Here is a 17,069-nt window from a genome sequence, read left to right on the forward strand (position 1 = left end):
ACAGTTTTTGGTCTTACTCAAGGCTGTTTAGGAGGATAAAATCATCGAAAAGGTTGCCAGAAAGCATGCTAATGCGAGCTTTTCGGGCAACCTCTCTAACTTCTATTATTCAATAATTGGCTCTACTGCTAGAATATCCTCGAAATGTTTTTTCATTTGGCTTTCTTTTTCGTTCACAAGTAAATGAATGTCGCCGTAGTCATTCGATGTGCGGATAAGTCGTCCCATTCCTTGCTGTAAGCGTAGTAGCATAAATGGTAGCTCTACCTCTGCGAATGCATCTTTAGCAAAGGCACGTTTTGCATCGAATAACGGGTCATATGGCGGGAATGGTAAGTCGAAAATAATGACGCGTGTCAATGCTTCCTGAGGTAAATCAAGTCCCTCCCACAAATGATAGGAACAAAATGTTCGAACTTTACCCTCTTGGAAATCCCGGACAATTGCAGATAGCTCCCTGTCTCCTTCAAAGGCTATCGTTAAACGAGCCATCACACCAAGCTTCGATTTAAAAGCATTCATTGCCTGCTTTGATTGAAATAAAATGAGCGTTTTCTCGCCGTCACGTAGCAATTCTTCTACTTTTGCTGCCTTGTCATTTTGCGCAAGTTCATGCACATAAATTTTCATAACATCCTCATAATCAAACGGAGATGGTACGCTAAAAGATTGGTATTTAGTAATACCTAAGCTTGTAGCAATATAGGAAAAGTCCTTTTTCACTGATAATGTTGCTGACGAAAAGACGATAGGTGTTTTTTTAGAAAAGAGCTTTTCTTCTAATACTTCAGTAATTAAACGAGGCATAATCACGAGCGTTTCTTCACCGTCTGTTTCCTCTAACCAATCGACCGCATCGCCCTGTGCAACAAAGATGCGTAATGCTGCTGCGTAATGCTCGAGAAATTCCTCTGCCATATTAAGCTCATATTCTGGAATCATATAAAGCTCTGATTCAAACACAAATTCTTCTAGTAGCTGCTCTACATCTACTAATAAGCGCTTGCCAATCGCTAATAAACGCTCTGACTTTTCAATGCGCTTTCGATCTTCCTCTGAAGGCACTAAATCATCGCGTAGCTGGTCAAAAAATAGCTCATGATCGTCCTGCAATCTTTCCATCCCATATAATGTGCGCTCACGAACACCATCAACCATTAAACGCTCTAACAAGCCAACGATTGTATTTGCCTGTACTTTATAGGTCATTGCCTTTTGTGCGGCATATTCTAATAAATGTCCTTCATCCAGCACCATCATCGACACCTCAGGTAGTAAAGGAAGCTGTCCTTCGCGCTCACGTGATTCCTTTGTAGCTAAATGCTCCATTAAAAAGTCTTGCGAGCAAATAATTAAATCCGTTGATTTACGATAATACGCTCGGTGCAATGTTTGCCCACAACGATTGCGCACATCACATACTGCACATTGCATCAACGCATTATAGTTGACCATTTGCCATTCATCATCGCTCACCATTGGATAATCACTTCGTTCACCGTACGGCTGTAATGCCACCATTGAGCCGTGTGCATAGACCCCATCTGGAATCGAATCAGCAATTTCTTCAATCCAGTCTGCCTCCAGTTGTCTGTCTGCCTCTTCAAAGCGTTTAATACATAAATATTGATCACGTGATTTTGCAAGGCGCACATCAATATTTAAGCCTAAATGATCACGTAGCTTATGCACATCACCGCCCTCTTTCACAAGCTGGTCGATTAATGTTTCATCAGCACAAGCAATGAGGGCAGGCTTGCCTGTATAACGAGCGTACGAAACTGCCGGCAGTAAATAAGCTATAGTTTTTCCCGTACCAACACCCGCCTCTGCGAATAGTACGTTTTTCTCTTTTAATGCCTGCTCAATTTGGTAAGCCATGAAAATTTGTTCATCCCGACATTCAAAGCCTTTTTCTGGTAGCTCGTCGTATAAAACGTCTCCCATCCAATCGCCAAGCGAATCAAAGAAGGATTTTTCTTTTGATAATTCAAACGGTAATGATTGTCTCATATGAATTCTCCCCTAAATATATAAGTATGTAGACAATGAAGGGGCTGTCAGCAATATTGGATTTTCATCCGATATTCCTACAGCCCAATAGCTTTTTTATCAGATTTCAAAGCATTTCAATATAGATTTAGCTTGGCGTCTACTATTAATCACGCTTTGATTTTTGACCCCAATATTGATAAAGGTCTGTACGAATAAAGCCATTAAATAGCTTGCGTTTTTTCGTTGCTTGACGACCGTAACATTGCTCAAAGTTTTCCATGGAGGACAACATATAAACAGACCATGTTGGATAATTTTTCATCACTTGTCCGAGTGTTTTTACAACAGCCTCAATTGCTTCCTTATCACCAATACGCTCCCCGTATGGTGGGTTCGAAATTATAACGCCATCTGTTAATCGTGTTGTAAAGTCTGTTGCTTGCATTTGTTTAAATGTTAAAAGCTCACCAAAGCCTGCCTCTAGAGCATTTTCCTGTGCAATGCTTATCATGCGGTGGTCAATATCCGAGCCAATTATTTGTAATGGTTGGTCGTAATTCGCAAGAGCATCAGCCTCATTACGTGCTTCATCCCAGATTTTCGCTTTCATCCAAGCCCAATCCTCTGAAATAAATTCACGGTTATAACCAGGTGCAATATTTTGCCCAATCATCGCAGCCTCTAAAGGGATTGTTCCTGAGCCACAAAACAAGTCAACAAAAGGTCGATTAGGATTCCACTTTGAAATTTTCACTAATGCAGCTGCTAATGTTTCCTTTAAAGGAGCTTCTCCCTGTACTTGGCGGTAACCTCGCTTGTGAAGCCCTGCGCCTGATGTATCAATTGTTAATGTTGCTACATCCTTTAAAATAGCTACTTCAATTTTATAAGTTGCGCCTGATTCATCTAAAAAGCCTAGACGTTTGTAATGTGATTTCATATGCTCTACAATTGCTTTTTTCACAATCGCTTGGCAATCTGGCACACTAAATAGCTTTGATTTTACTGACTTTCCCGATACAGGAAACGCCGCATCTACAGGTAAATAACGCGCCCAATCAAGCGCCTTTGTAGATTCGAATAGTTGATCAAATGTATGCGCTGGAAATTGACCTACAACAATTTTTACACGATCCGCTACACGTAGCCATAGATTACAACGTGCAATAGCTGTCTCGTCTCCTTCAAAATACACTTTGCCATTATCAACACGTGTTTCGTATCCTAAGTCTTGTACTTCCTGTGCAACGATTGCCTCTAAGCCCATCGCTGCCGTTGCAACTAATTGAAATTTTGTCATGCTTTTACCTTCCTCACTGTATGTGCTCCCAATAGGCTAAAAACTGTAGCAATTCACCTAATGGCATCGGCTTACTATAATGGAAGCCCTGTGCGAAATCACAGTCGATTTCTTGTAATAACTGTACTTGCTGCTTGCTTTCAACGCCCTCTGCTACAACTTGCATATTTAAGCGATGCGCCATTTGAATTATTGCATCCACCACACCTTGTTTTTCCTCTGAGGAGCATATATGCTGCACAAAGCTACGATCTATTTTTAATACATCAAATGGGAAACGTATTAAATAGCTTAATGATGAATAGCCTGTCCCAAAGTCATCGATAGATAGCGTAAAGCCAAGCTGCTTTAATCGGTCGAATTTGCTAATTGCCTCCGAGGAGTTATCCAAAACTGTCCGCTCTGTTACTTCAATTTCAAAATTATGCGCCGAAGTATTGTTTTTTTCTAATATTTTTTGAATTGTTTCTAAGAAATTTTGCTGCTGGAAATGAATGCTTGAAATGTTTAAGGCAATTGGCACATTGGCATACCCGTTTGCTCTCAATACATGAAATGCGCTGCACGCCATTTCTATAATCATTTCACTTAGCGGAATAATTAAACCTGTTTCCTCAGAATATGGAATGAATTCGCCTGGTGATACTTGACCGAGCTTATCGTTTGTCCAACGTACTAACGCTTCTACACCAATCACCTGCTTCGTTTTTAAGGAAACCTTTGGCTGGAAATATAGTTGGAAATCATTGTTTTCTATCGCTTTGCGAAGCTCTGTATCCAGCAATGAAACTCGCTTCGTATCAATTTCTAAATCTTCAATAAAAAAGGCAAAATTGCCAGGGCCCGTTTGTCTGGAAAAATACATTGCTTTATCTGCACGATGCACTAATTCATCCGTTGTCCCTCCATCTAACGGATATAAGCTAATGCCAATACTTACGGAAATAAAAATTTCTTGCCCATCTATTATAAAAGGTTGCTCCATTGCATGTAGTACTTGCTGGGCAAATTTCGCAGCTTCCCTTGGATGAACAATATTTGTTAATGTAATTGCAAATTCATCATCGCCATAGCGCGCTAAAATATCTTTATTTTTTAACAGTCTTCGAATGCGCTTAGCTACTGCAATTAGCAACTTATCACCAACCGCATGCCCAAACACTTCATTCACTTGCTTGAATCTGTCTATATCTAAAAAATATATTGCATGTCGCATCGGTGTTGTCGCTGTAGCACTTGTTAACAACAGGGCTTTCATTCGCTCTAAATAAGCAAAACGATTGTTTACCTTTGTTAATAAATCTGTTAGTGTGCGTTTCTTCAGCTCGCTTTCAACGCTTTTACGCTCGGATAAATCTGTAAATATCCCACAATAGTTCATAATATTATTATCGCCATCTTTCACAGCGATAATCGTTAGCCACTCTGGGTAAATATCTCCGGTTTTACGGCGGTTCCAAATTTCTCCTTGCCACATGCCATCTTTTTCAATTTTTGCCCACATTTTTTTATAAAACGAGGAATCATGCATACCTGATTGTAAAATCGCTGGTGTATTTCCAATCACTTCACTAAGTGAATAGCCTGTTACAAATTCAAACGCAGGATTAACTGCTATAATACATTTTTTCTCGTTCGTAATCATAATACCTTCCTCTACATTTTCAAAAATGACTTTTACTAAGCTAGTTTTGTAAACGGAAGAATGTTCAATATCCATATTGTTGTGAGTAAAATCTTTACTACTCATTGTTATTCCATCCTTAATAATATTTATCTTGATTCAGTAGTGTTTTACTGCAATGTATAATCGCAGGAGCAATTTGCTTTTGCATCAAAAGCGAGGCAACAAATACACAAAATTCTCACCTCTAAAGGCGGTGAGATGAATGTCTATTTTGTTTTCTCTGATTCAGCGGGTTCACAACCACTCACTGAATCAAGATAAATGCCCCCGGCGGATGTCACAGATTTTTGAAGGGAAATTTTTCGAGCTCGCTCGAAAAAAATCTGGACGCAATTACGCCAAGGCGTAATTGATGTCAAAGAAAAGGAGCCGTCCAACAAAAAATTGTGACAGCTCCATCTGCATCGAAAGGTACAACGATAAAACCGAACGCCTCATGATGTAGAGTATTTGAAATATTATGCTGCCGCATAAATTTAGTGCAGCAAAAATTTAAAAAATGCATCAATAGTATTCCGTAAGCCATGTTTTGTTCCTGTGTACTCAAACAGCTAATAGCCTCGTACTGTCAGGTAGTAATCATCTATCTACAGGCATTTGCCTGTCCCTCCATCCGTTCATTTCCTTTTGGAGAGTGCCCCTACCATAATTTGGGTTTCTCACTCGCGGGGTTTACCTCGTTCCACCTTGCATGTTTCCAAGCAAGCTTCGTCACTGTGGCACCTTCAGAAAGTTTCTACCATATCAAAAAGACTTAGGTATTCCTTTCGCCGTCAAGCAAATGCTTGCCTTACCTTATTTTTTCGGTAAGCACGAACACTACGGTCATCTCAGAGCCGTGTGAGCATGGACTTTCCTCTACATCATCTAAGATGCAGCGATTACTCGAATTTCTTGATGTCGAACTATATTATACTTGACACATATCAGAAAAGCAACAATATCATCTATTCAGATAGTTTACTACCAAAAACATGTTTTTCTAAATTAGACAAGCGTTTTAAAATATCAAAGTTTGTATTTGGTGTATTCGTTTGAACAGTTGGCTGTCTACGCGCACTATTTTCTAACTCCGCTTTTAAACGCTCATTTTCTAAACGCAGCTCATTTAGCTGCTTTTCAAAAACATCATAATCCTCCATAATTTGATCTAAAAATTGGTCCACTTGGTCTATGCTATAGCCCTTCATACTCTTTTTAAATTCTTTTTCTAAAATAATTTTTGAGTTTAATTTTATCATTCGCATCTTCCGCCCTTGAAAACATCCTTTAACCTGTTTTCTAGTGGCGTTCTCCTTCCTAACGATATTGCTTATAAAGTGAAACTTCAATCAGTGGAGGAAAACCTCCACTGATTGTTAGTTGAATCAATCTGGCATTTACGGGCAGTTAATCTCTCACTTATCCTCAACGTCCTTTCACTGAAGGCTTGAAGTGGGTGGTTTTCAGCCCGTTAATGCGGGGTATAAACAGTTATTTTTATTGTCATATGCCAGCAACTTCGCCACACAAAAAAACGAAGCAAACTTTCGAGAAGTCAAACTTCCCACTGCATTCAAATAGAGGCGATAATTCGCCATGTTCATTATAGCATATGAAACGCTATCTATACGAATATCATCGGCTATTGTTGTTTATTTTGAATACGTTCATAACGTTTTTTCCATTTTACTAATTGCTTTTCTTTTTGCTCAAATGACAGGTCACTATGCTGGATAAGCTTAAACCCTTTTTCCGCATAAAGCAGCGCGATATCATACGCTTTGATTTGATGCTCATGCAACATTGATAACTGCTCATATGCCTGTATTTTTTGACGATTTGAAATGCCTATTATGGATGTTTCAAAAGCTTTAATCGCCTCATGATAACGGCCCTGACGCTTATGCTGAAAAGCTAAATAAAAATGGGCTAATGAAGTCTCGCTCTCGCGGTAATTTTCTGTGACATTCGTTAACACATATTCACTCGCCACTTGCTGCTTTAAATCGCTATACCATTTCCCAACATTTGTATAAGTAACGGCTGATTCCTGCTCGCCAGAAAACAATAGCTTTGTTTGATGAATATACAATGTAATAAGTGATAATAAATCCCATTCATTATGGAGTAACACTTTCATTAAAACTTCAGCCTGCCCACTTTTCACCGCATCAAAATAAATGATAGGTGCTAAATGCCCCGGTATATCCCCTTGTCTTTTAAAGCCAAGCTTTTCCTCCTCGACCTGTACAAGCTTCATCTTCTCTAAATCATTTTTCCATAAACGCTTTGAGCTATGCAATAAATCAATATGTTTTTGCTCTTTTAATGGTGGCAAAGTTTGGCGATTCAATGTCCAACGTGTTTCTAACTGCGGCCAATCGAAGCTTTTTCCATTATAGGAAACGAGCGTGGTACTTCGCTGCCAAAGTTTTGATTCAAATAGCATTGCCACCTCGTTTGCTGGGTCTGCTAACACATATTGTGTGAGTACAAATTCGTCCTCATCCTGCTGTAAAAAGCCGAGCAAAAAAATATGCGTACCAGTGCCTTTTAAGCCTGTTGTTTCAGTATCCCAAAATACAATGCGCTCTTTTGTATGTAATGCATAAGGGTGCTCGATATCAGCATTTTCCCATATTTCAAGTGCCGCTACTAACTCCCCTAGCGTATAATGCCCATGCTTATAATCGAAAGGATAGCGAACCTCACGCTTAAACAAGATGCCAAAATCATTATCGACAACCGCTAATCCTGCCTGTTGCCACCGCTCTTTATAAAGCGGTGGTGCAGGCTTCGTAAATTTTGGCTGTTCAACGCGCTCTGTTGTTTTTTTGCCTAGCATTTTTTTCATTTGTAATATTTTATTTTCGTAGGACATTTTTTATCACATCATTTCCGCACATAAAATTCCCAATACTTTTAACACACGCTTCTTGCCATCATTTAAGTTATCCTGTGCCCCAATACAGGACGGACAGCCCGCCTTGCATGGACAACTTTTCACATGCTCTATAGTGCGTTCAAGGAGGGGCAAAATTAAATCATAAACCTTTTCACTTAGCCCTATTCCACCTGGGTAACTATCATAAATAAATAATGTTGGTCGCTCGTTATGCACTGCTTTGACCTGCGGTACGACCGATACGTCACTGCGGTCACATTGAATAAAGAGTGAGATAAAGGAATGCATCGCATATGCAACTCCATTTAATGCATCTGTCATCATTTCCTCAGACCAATCTTCAGGTAAATTAAAGGAAATCCATGTTGCATTCGTATGCATTTCCATAGGAGGTAGTGTGATAGGCCCAGAACCAATATTGTCATGTGTACCAAAACGAATCTTTTTAAAAATCGTCGGAATAGCAAGTAAACTTACATCACCGTAGCTTACTGTTACTTCCCCCAAGTCTGCCACTTTATCTTCCTCTAACACCTTCAGTTCCACCGCTAAATTAGCATCTGTAAAATAGTCGACATCCACCTCTGTGACGTACGCCTTTTTCTCCTCCCAATCAAGCTCCTCCACTTGAAACTGTGTACCTTGATGGATGTAGATAGCTTCCTCATGCAACAATGTCATCGCACTATACGTATCCATTTCACCAATTACGCGCGTTTTTGTCGCTATTGTTTTATCAATAATGACGACATTTTCCTGTGCTGCTGAACGTAAGCTAATATCATGTGCTGGGAAGCGGTCGCTCATCCAATGCCATGCCGTTGTCGTTTGAACGAGTACGCCTTCCTCCGCTAAATAAGCTAATAAATCTTGCACCTCAAATTCACCATATGTACCGTCTGTCGAAAATGGTAGCTCAAATGCCGCGCATTTCAAATGGGACATTAATATTAAAATGTTTTCAGGATTAATATTCGCTTGCTCAGGCTCACTGCCCAATAAATAAGTAGGATGATTTACAACATATTGGTCAAGCGCGGTCGACTGTGCTACATAAATAATCAATGCTTCATCCTGCCTTCTCCCTGCGCGCCCAGCTTGCTGCCATGCACTCGCGATATTACCAGGATAGCCCGTCATAATACATGCCTGTAGCTGCCCGATGTCAACACCGAGCTCCAGCGCATTTGTACTTACGACCATTTGAATTGAACCATCGCGCAAGCCTTTTTCAATTTGGCGACGCTCGCTCGGTAAATAGCCACCTCGGTAACCTTGGATTGAGTGGTCAGCAATTTTTTTCGCTGTCAATGACTTTAAATAGGTAACGAGCATTTCTACACGTACCCTTGATTTAGCAAATATAATTGTTTGAATACCTGCTTCAAACAAACGAGTTGATAAATCACGCACTTCTAATACAGCGCTTCGACGCACCCCGAATGTCGGATGAATAATCGGTGGATTATAAAAAATAAATGTTTTTTTACCGACAGGTGCACCCGATTTTTTAATCAGTGCATGCTTTGTATTCGTTAAGTTTTCCGCTAGCTCACGCGGATTGCGAATCGTTGCAGATGTGCATATTATAACAGGATTGCTCCCATAAAAAGCACAAATTCTTTGCAATCTGCGCAGTACGTGTGCTACGTGACTACCAAACACACCCTTATATGTATGCAATTCATCAATAATAATATATTGTAAGTTTTCGAAAAGCGCGACCCACTTCGTATGATGCGGTAAGATGCCCGAATGCAACATATCGGGATTCGTCATAACGATATGCCCTGCCTTCCGAATTTTTTGGCGAATACCAGGTGCTGTATCCCCGTCATACGTATAGCTTAAAATATCCTCCTCCATTAGCTCTATAAGCTCATTCAAATCGGACTTTTGGTCTTGTGCCAAAGCTTTTGTCGGAAATAAATAAATGGCCCTTGCTGATTTATTATGTAAAATCGTTTGCAGTACAGGGAGGTGGTAGCAATATGATTTGCCTGAGGCAGTCGGTGTAATCGCGGTGAAAGACTGCCCTTGCATGGCGAAATCAAAAGCTTCTCGCTGATGTGTATAAAGCTGATTGATTCCTCTTGCATGCAATGCCTTTTTTATGGAAGGATGAAGGTTGTCTGGAAAATCAGCGTATTGTGCAGGCTGTGCCTCTAGCGTATGCCAATGCCTAATATTTTGCTTTAGCTCCTCATCATATTGCCATGCCTGTAACAGCTCAGAAATCGTCATCTTTTTGCTGTTCATATGCCTCTCCCTCCTCTAAATAGCGCAAGATTGTAGATAGTGTATAGTGAACCGAATGAATCGATTGCAAAAATCTTTTTTTACTCGTTTCTTTGTAAAAGGATTGTACGGTAAATTGCTCCATTGCCTCTACTACTTGGTCGATTTGTTGATTATGCATATATTTCGGCTGATAGCTTGCCCGCCATTCTTTTGCTAGCTGCTGCCATAATTTTAGCTGCTCGTGTACTGTATCTGCATACGGTTTTACTTCTGTAAAGAAATCAGGCTTTAAATCAAATTCGCGCATGTGAAAGAAACGATTTTGCGCATCTTCACATTGCGCTATTAAATAGGTTGTTAGTTCGACTAATTGCATTGTACACCTCAAGTTTTACTTTATTACTTATAGTGTACCAAATCTCTTGACTACTTTCATTTTTAAAGGAGTTGTCCAAAAAGCCGTGCAGTAACCGACATTTTGGACAGTCATAATAATGTTTTACAAAATGTGTGCTCATCTAAATAGAAAACGCCTCTTTATAAAAATTGGTGAACATTGGCTTTAGCGGTATTTCTCTTTAGTAAAGGTGCAGCGATGAAAATTACTATTTCAATGCGGCGTCAAATTAAAATAGACTTTTCGGACAGCACTCTCTACATACTAGAAAAGTACACTCATTTTTCAGAAAGAGAAACACCTTCTTTCAAAAGCAACTGGGAGCTAACAAGCGGTGCGCTAGCTTACTTGTTGGCTCCCCCTCCATGGGAACGTGTATTCTTTACTTGCATTCGTTTTTCTGCTAAGCTTACTTTTTGATAGGCTACTGTGATTTTTTGTGAAAATTGAAGAGTGAGCATTGCACGTTGCTGCTCTAATGTGGCATCTAATAATTGCGTTACCTGCTCAATATTTGAAATAAGTGATTGAAGTCTTGTCATCATTTGCCTCCTCTCATTATTATGGATACATTCAAGAGCGGCGAAAAAAATCCTTGTCAATCGCAAAACTAGACAGTATACGCTAAAAATTGTGGGAAACTGCAAAAGGTGCATTTCGAAAGGGTGAAAATAATGATTCGCTATCCAAATGGGAAACCTTATAAAACGAACATAGAAGAAGTACCAAAACCTAAAAAGCAGAAAGCACTTAAAGAGATTAACTTTGGCAATCGTGGTAAAACTTTAGAGGATGATTTAAACGAAACAAATGCTTATTATTTGCAAAGACAGGTCGCAAATATTCATAAGAAACCTGTTCCTATTCAAATCGTCAAAGTAGAGTACCCATCAAGAAGTGCCGCTGTTATTCGCGAGGCGTATTTTCGCACGCCTTCCACAACAGATTATAACGGTGTATGGAATGGTTATTATTTAGATTTTGAAGCAAAGGAGACAGAAAATAAAACAGCCTTTCCTTTAAAAAATATTCACGCACATCAAATAGAGCATATGAAAAATGTTATCGTACAAAAAGGAATTGCCTTTTTCATCATACGTTTTTCATCATTAGACCGCTATTTTATTACACCATTTTCTGTTGTTGAAAACGCATGGCAGCAAATGGAGCGTGGTGGGCGCAAATCGATACCACTTAAACAATTTGAAGAAAAGGCAATTGAAATTAAACCGAGTTATCAGCCTCGTATTGATTATTTGCAGGCGGTACAGCAATTGGTTTCGCATTGATAGGTATTTTTTTCAGTGCCCGATGAATGAAAGCTACAAAGCTTCATTTTACGGAAAACACTCAAAGTGAGGAGATAGAACGTGACTGAACGTAAACTTACACGCGAAGATATAAAAAAGCAACGTCAACAACAAAAGAAAAAAAAGCAAACGCCATTTAAAGTTTGGCTAAAGCGCATCATTTTAACAATTGTTTTCATTGGAGTGCTTGGCTTTTTAGGAGGAGCTGGACTATTTGCATATTATGCAAGTAGTGCACCCGAGTTAGATGAAGAACTATTAAAATATCCTGTTTCATCGGAATTTTACGATATTAATGGAGAATTATTTGCAACGATTGGGCAAGAAAGTCGGAAATATGTACAATTTGAGGATATTCCTGATGATATGGTTGCTGCTATTTTAGCAACGGAGGATGTTCGCTTCTTTGACCATTTTGGTATCGATTTATGGCGGCTTGGAGGAGCAGTCATTGCAAACTTTAGAGATGGCTTTGGCTCACAAGGTGGTAGTACTATCACACAGCAGGTTGTCAAAAACTCCTTCTTGTATAATGACAAGAAGTTAAAGCGTAAAGCACAGGAGGCTTGGCTCGCTATACAGTTGGAGCGCCAATACTCTAAAGAAGAAATTTTTGAAATGTACTTTAATAAAATTTTAATGTCTGGTCGAGTTTATGGCTTCGGGCAAGCATCGGAATATTTTTATGGCAAACCATTAAATGAATTAACATTAGACCAAATGGCTACGCTTGCTGGTATGCCGCAAAGCCCAAATAACTATAATCCATTTAAAAATCCAGACCTTTCTGAAAAGCGACGCAATATTGTACTAAGCTTAATGGTACAACACAAAAAAATTACAGAGGCACAAGCAACTGAAGCAAAAAAAATAACGGTTGCAGAGAGCGTCCTACCTGAAGATGAACGTAAGCCTGCAACAGTGACAAACTACCCTGCATTTTTGGATGTTGTCTTATCGGAGCTTGAGCGCAATGGCGACAACGATGCATTGGCAGAAGGCATAAAGGTTTATACGACACTTGACCCAAATGCACAAAAAATTGTTGAATCTGTCATGAACAACGACGCTAATTTTATGACAGAAAAAATTCAATCAGGTGTTGCAGTCGTTGATACAAAAACAGGTGAAATTCGTGCCATTGGTGGTGGGCGTCATTATGGGGCTGAGCGAGGCTTTAATTTCGCCTATGATTTAGTAACACGTGCTCCTGGCTCAACAATGAAGCCAATTATTGATTATGCACCTGCTATTGAATATTTAAAATGGTCAACTGGTGAAACATTGGTCGATGAGCCTATGAAATACTCTGGTACGAACCAAACAATTACCAACTGGGATAATAAATATTTAGGAACAATGACGGCTCGCCAAGCGCTTTATACATCACGTAACATACCTGCCGTTAAAACTTTACAAGCAGTTGGAACAGACAAAGCGAAAAATTTCGTCTCACGTTTAGGCATTGATGTTGACTATGTTGTTGAATCCGACGCTATCGGAGGTGGGCGTATTAATATCTCACCTATCTCAATGGCAGGCGCTTATGCCGCATTTGGTAATAACGGTGTATATACTGCACCGCACTCCATCACAAAAATTGTTTATCGAGATGGCTCCTCTTCAAGAGAATATAAATCAGAAGAAGTCATTGCAATGAGTGATTATACAGCCTATATGGTAACAGATATGCTGCGCGATGTTGTCGGTAACAAGCCTAACGCATCAGGTACTGCTGCCAATGTATCAGGTCTTGATCTTGCTGGTAAAACAGGAACAACTAACTATTCAGCAGATGAATTTGCAAAATATAATTTGCCAAGCTCTGCTGTGCCAGATTCATGGTTTGCTGGCTATACAACAAATTATTCGATTGCTATTTGGAGCGGCTACGAGCAACGCTCTGACGCAATTACAACTTGGGATGAACGACGTTTACCCCAAACTTTATTTAAGTCCATCATGTCACAGCTGTCATCATCTATTGAAACAGCTCGCTTTAAACAGCCAAACTCAGTTGTATCCGCAACGGTTGAAGTCGGTACTTCACCATTAAAGTTAGCGAGCGAATTTACACCTGATAATTTACGTATGACAGAGCTATTTGTTAAAGGTACAGAGCCAAAAGAAGTATCAGATGCCTTTGAACAACTTGAATTAGACCCTCCGTTTAATTTACAGGCTAGCTACAACGAATTGGCCAATATAATTGATTTAACTTGGGAGCATCAAGCACCTGGTGCACTGGAAGAGGATTTCGATCCAAATGCTGTACCAATTTCCTTTGAAGTAACAATGTCGATTGATGGCGCAGAGCCTACTGTCATTTCTTCATCATCAGCAAATTATGTAGCAATCCCATCAGTAGTCATTGGGCATAATTATGCATTTACTGTAACAGCTATTTCCGATGAAGTACGCAGTGAGTCAGCTTCCGTTTCACTTTATATTGAAGGCTTACCAGATGAGCCTGAGGAAGATGATTGGCAGGATTGGAACAATGGCGAAATTGATGAACCGACAGAGCCTGAAGAACCAACCAATCCTGAAACAGGCACAGATAATAATGGGAACAACAACAATAACGGAAACGGAAACGGAAACGGGCAAGTCACTCCTCCGACAAACCCAACAGAGCCAACGGACCCCGGTACAGATGACGAGGAAGTTCAAAACGGTGAATAAAGAAAAAGCTGTAAGGAAGATAGGTAGATGCCTATACTTCCTACAGCTTTTTCTATGAAGCTTTGAAATAGCTTATTGACAATTAAACGCTTTCTAAAACTTTCTCCAATATTTATTAAAAATTTGTGTGAACTCTTTATCTAGCTGAATCCCCTTCTGTTTGAACGCCCCTACTACAGCACCACCAATTGGCTCTAGGGCAGGTTTTTTAAATTCAAAAATTACTAATTCATTGTCTATGAGCCCATTCATAATATTAATAAAATAGTCTGGGTTCGTGAAAACGCCCCCTGCTAGTACTACTGGTATGGACTGTTTGCTCCAAGTCATTTTATTAAAACAGGCTTTAATTGCCTCATAAAAATCTATACAAACCCCATTCAAAATGCGTATCGCAACCATGTCTCCTCTCATGCCTTCTTGCATCACATATTTACTCAATGGTGCAATATTCGTTCGGGGGTGCTCAGCATTATAGATGCAGGCAATTAGCTTCTCCACATCTTCTACGCAAAAATGCCTCAGTATCTGTTCTGTCAAAGAGGTTTTCTGTATACGCCCATCATAGCTTTGAAATACTGCTTCCAAGGCTTTCTTACCTATGTAATAGCCACTGCCCTTATCATCAAATAAATAGCCCCAGCCACCCACTCGATGCAACTGTGCATTTTCATCATAACCCATCGTAATTGCACCTGTACCTGCAATTTGTACAATCCCTGGCTGTCCAAATGTGCCTGCATATAGAGCGACTAGTGCATCATTTTCGATTGTAATTAAAGCTGTTTGTTGCACATATTGACGAATAATTTTTTCTACGATAGACTCCGCATGTAACTCCTTTACACCAGCTATTCCAACGAAGCAACTGCTCACATTCTGAAATATTTGTGCATTTTGCTTTCGCAATTGCTGCATTAATTCATGCAATGTTAATTCAAAAAACTTGGCACTCATAGCAGTTGGATTGCTACGTGTTGTAATTACCTTTGCATAAATCTGCCCCATCTTATCACAAATAACCGCAGATGTTTTTGTACCGCCTCCATCGATTGCTAAAACATACATCACTTTACCCTTCCTTCATATGAAAAGAGGAACTAGCCTTAAAGGCAGCCTCGGTTCGCAAGTACCAGCAAATTTGATTTTTCCTTATACACTTTAATCCAGTGAAAAAGTCGCTGATTTCTTTATTTATTCCATTCCCCCAAAATTCCTTGCTTATTTTAAAGAGTTATTCTTTTGATGAAATATCATTGAAACGGGCTGTTCGAAAAGGTGGCTACTTCTTACGCTGCAATGAAAATACAGTTTACACTTATTTACCTTCATTGAGGGAAAAATCCGCTAAACGCAAAGTTCCCCCTTTTTCCAAAGAACTCTTTTGTTATTTTAATGAGTGAGCTCTTTGACCAACAGCGTCCAAAATGCCGGTTATGCACGACTTTTTGGACGCCCCTCCTGATTTTTTACTTGGTAAAACTGAATGATGCCCAAGGTTTTATTTGTTTTAATAAAAAGCGCTCCTCTTCTCTTACACGTGCTACTATATTGCTTGAACCTTCATTTACTATATTTTGCAATACGATTTGTAGCTCACCTTTATAGCGGACATCAAGATTATTATCAATGGTAATATCACCTAAAGCTAAAGGCTCCGTATTGTGCTTTGGAAAATCCTCTGCCTTGTATTTTACACGAGATTGTGTACTGCGTATGACATAATCCGAAACATCACCGCGATTAAAATGAGGCTCCTCTAATACAATTTTCTCCTCCAAAGCAGTTGTTTCAGGTAATATTTCCACCTGCAATTCTAGCTTGTAGCGATTTAATTGCCCTAATGCACGTAACTCTTCCTCCGATGCATACATATTACCAATAATACAATCATCGATAAGACCTGTATTCCACATATCTTTTGCTTGAACGGTAATTGGTAAAAATCTATGTTCTTCTAAGGTTGGTAGCCCATATTCAGTTTGCTCCCACGGACCGAATTTGCCATGCTGCGATGAAATCATTGCGGCTGTGCGAATGTGATTGTCTTTAAATTGCTGTGACACCTTCAAAAAATGCTGACGTGATAAGCCTGTATAACGTCTCGGATAGAAGTTATGGCAGCCGATAATATTTTCTTTATTTGGCTGATAGGACAAAATATTATCTGCATACTTTGTCCCGTTACTCATATTTAATTCTATTTTTAGATTGCTAGTGTCTAGCGACATAAATGCCTCTTCTTGTCCTGAAAAGCCCATATCTAGTCGCAGGGCAGCTATATGATACTGTTCTTTTAAATAAGCAATATCCCTGTACGTTAAGCCTAACTCTTCAAATACATTCGGTGCAATATCGGCTGAAATATCGAAGCCTAGGCCTTTTGCAAAAGCATTAATTTGCTGAAGTTTTTTGCGTTCTTGCTCATTATTTAAAGACATCAAGCAAGTAAATATACGATCAAAACCATTGTCATGAGCTAACTGTACATATTGCTGCATTTCCTCCAGCGTGCTATGACCCGGATATAGTGAAATACCTAGCCTTCTCAATCTTCATACCCCCAC

The 17,069-nt window shown here is 39.5% G+C and carries 12 protein-coding genes and 1 other RNA gene; 2 read left to right on the forward strand and 11 right to left on the reverse strand.

The genetic code is table 11. The features are described from left to right. Positions 1-105: 105 nt before the first annotated feature. The 9 genes from C9J36_RS08805 to C9J36_RS08845 all read right to left on the reverse strand — a co-directional run bounded on the left by C9J36_RS08805 (position 106) and on the right by C9J36_RS08845 (position 11,052). Positions 106-2,013, reverse strand: a complete 1,908-nt coding sequence (locus C9J36_RS08805; protein WP_107942852.1) for an ATP-dependent DNA helicase — start codon at positions 2,011-2,013, stop codon at positions 106-108. 145 nt (positions 2,014-2,158) lie between these two features. Then, positions 2,159-3,295 (reverse strand): THUMP domain-containing class I SAM-dependent RNA methyltransferase, encoded by a 1,137-nt coding sequence (locus tag C9J36_RS08810; RefSeq protein WP_066162629.1) that lies wholly within the window; start codon positions 3,293-3,295, stop codon positions 2,159-2,161. Between the two features lie 13 nt (positions 3,296-3,308). Then, positions 3,309-5,045 (reverse strand): putative bifunctional diguanylate cyclase/phosphodiesterase, encoded by a 1,737-nt coding sequence (locus tag C9J36_RS08815; RefSeq protein ID WP_107942853.1) that lies wholly within the window; start codon positions 5,043-5,045, stop codon positions 3,309-3,311. A gap of 450 nt (positions 5,046-5,495) precedes the next feature. Then, an RNA gene (gene rnpB / locus C9J36_RS08820) (RNase P RNA component class B) lies at positions 5,496-5,875 on the reverse strand. A gap of 54 nt (positions 5,876-5,929) precedes the next feature. After that, positions 5,930-6,229, reverse strand: a complete 300-nt coding sequence (gene gpsB, locus C9J36_RS08825) for a cell division regulator GpsB (RefSeq protein WP_201261903.1) — start codon at positions 6,227-6,229, stop codon at positions 5,930-5,932. A 377-nt stretch (positions 6,230-6,606) separates the two neighbouring features. Then, a complete protein-coding gene (locus C9J36_RS08830) occupies positions 6,607-7,845 on the reverse strand; it encodes a ribonuclease H-like domain-containing protein (RefSeq protein WP_066162620.1) in 1,239 nt (412 codons plus the stop codon). Positions 7,846-7,851: 6 nt separating this feature from the next. Next, positions 7,852-10,128: a DEAD/DEAH box helicase gene (locus C9J36_RS08835; protein ID WP_107942855.1), complete on the reverse strand. Its 2,277-nt coding sequence runs from the start codon at positions 10,126-10,128 to the stop codon at positions 7,852-7,854. Next, positions 10,100-10,486 carry a YppE family protein gene (locus C9J36_RS08840; RefSeq protein WP_066162615.1) on the reverse strand — a complete coding sequence of 129 codons (387 nt, stop codon included), beginning with the start codon at positions 10,484-10,486 and terminating at the stop codon, positions 10,100-10,102. Before C9J36_RS08840 ends, C9J36_RS08835 begins: the two co-directional genes overlap by 29 nt. Before the next feature lie 365 nt (positions 10,487-10,851). Then, on the reverse strand, positions 10,852-11,052 hold the full coding sequence (locus C9J36_RS08845; protein ID WP_154098149.1) for a hypothetical protein: 201 nt from the start codon (positions 11,050-11,052) through the stop codon (positions 10,852-10,854). Between the two features lie 126 nt (positions 11,053-11,178). Here C9J36_RS08845 and recU point away from each other — a divergent pair, with 126 nt between their 5' ends. Continuing rightward, entirely contained in the window at positions 11,179-11,796 is a 618-nt protein-coding gene (recU, locus tag C9J36_RS08850; protein WP_066164354.1) for a Holliday junction resolvase RecU, read from the forward strand. A gap of 81 nt (positions 11,797-11,877) precedes the next feature. Continuing rightward, a complete protein-coding gene (locus C9J36_RS08855; RefSeq protein ID WP_107942856.1) occupies positions 11,878-14,502 on the forward strand; it encodes a transglycosylase domain-containing protein in 2,625 nt (874 codons plus the stop codon). 93 nt (positions 14,503-14,595) lie between these two features. Here the strand turns inward: C9J36_RS08855 and C9J36_RS08860 are convergent, their stop codons facing one another. Together C9J36_RS08860 and C9J36_RS08865 are read right to left on the reverse strand one after the other, a co-directional pair. Continuing rightward, positions 14,596-15,570: an N-acetylglucosamine kinase gene (locus tag C9J36_RS08860; RefSeq protein WP_107942857.1), complete on the reverse strand. Its 975-nt coding sequence runs from the start codon at positions 15,568-15,570 to the stop codon at positions 14,596-14,598. Between the two features lie 401 nt (positions 15,571-15,971). Next, entirely contained in the window at positions 15,972-17,054 is a 1,083-nt protein-coding gene (locus C9J36_RS08865; protein WP_066162603.1) for a DUF871 domain-containing protein, read from the reverse strand. Between the last annotated feature and the right edge of the window lie 15 nt (positions 17,055-17,069).

The sequence above is a fragment of the Metasolibacillus fluoroglycofenilyticus genome, assembly GCF_003049645.1.
Taxonomy (GTDB): Bacteria; Bacillota; Bacilli; order Bacillales_A; family Planococcaceae; genus Metasolibacillus; species Metasolibacillus fluoroglycofenilyticus.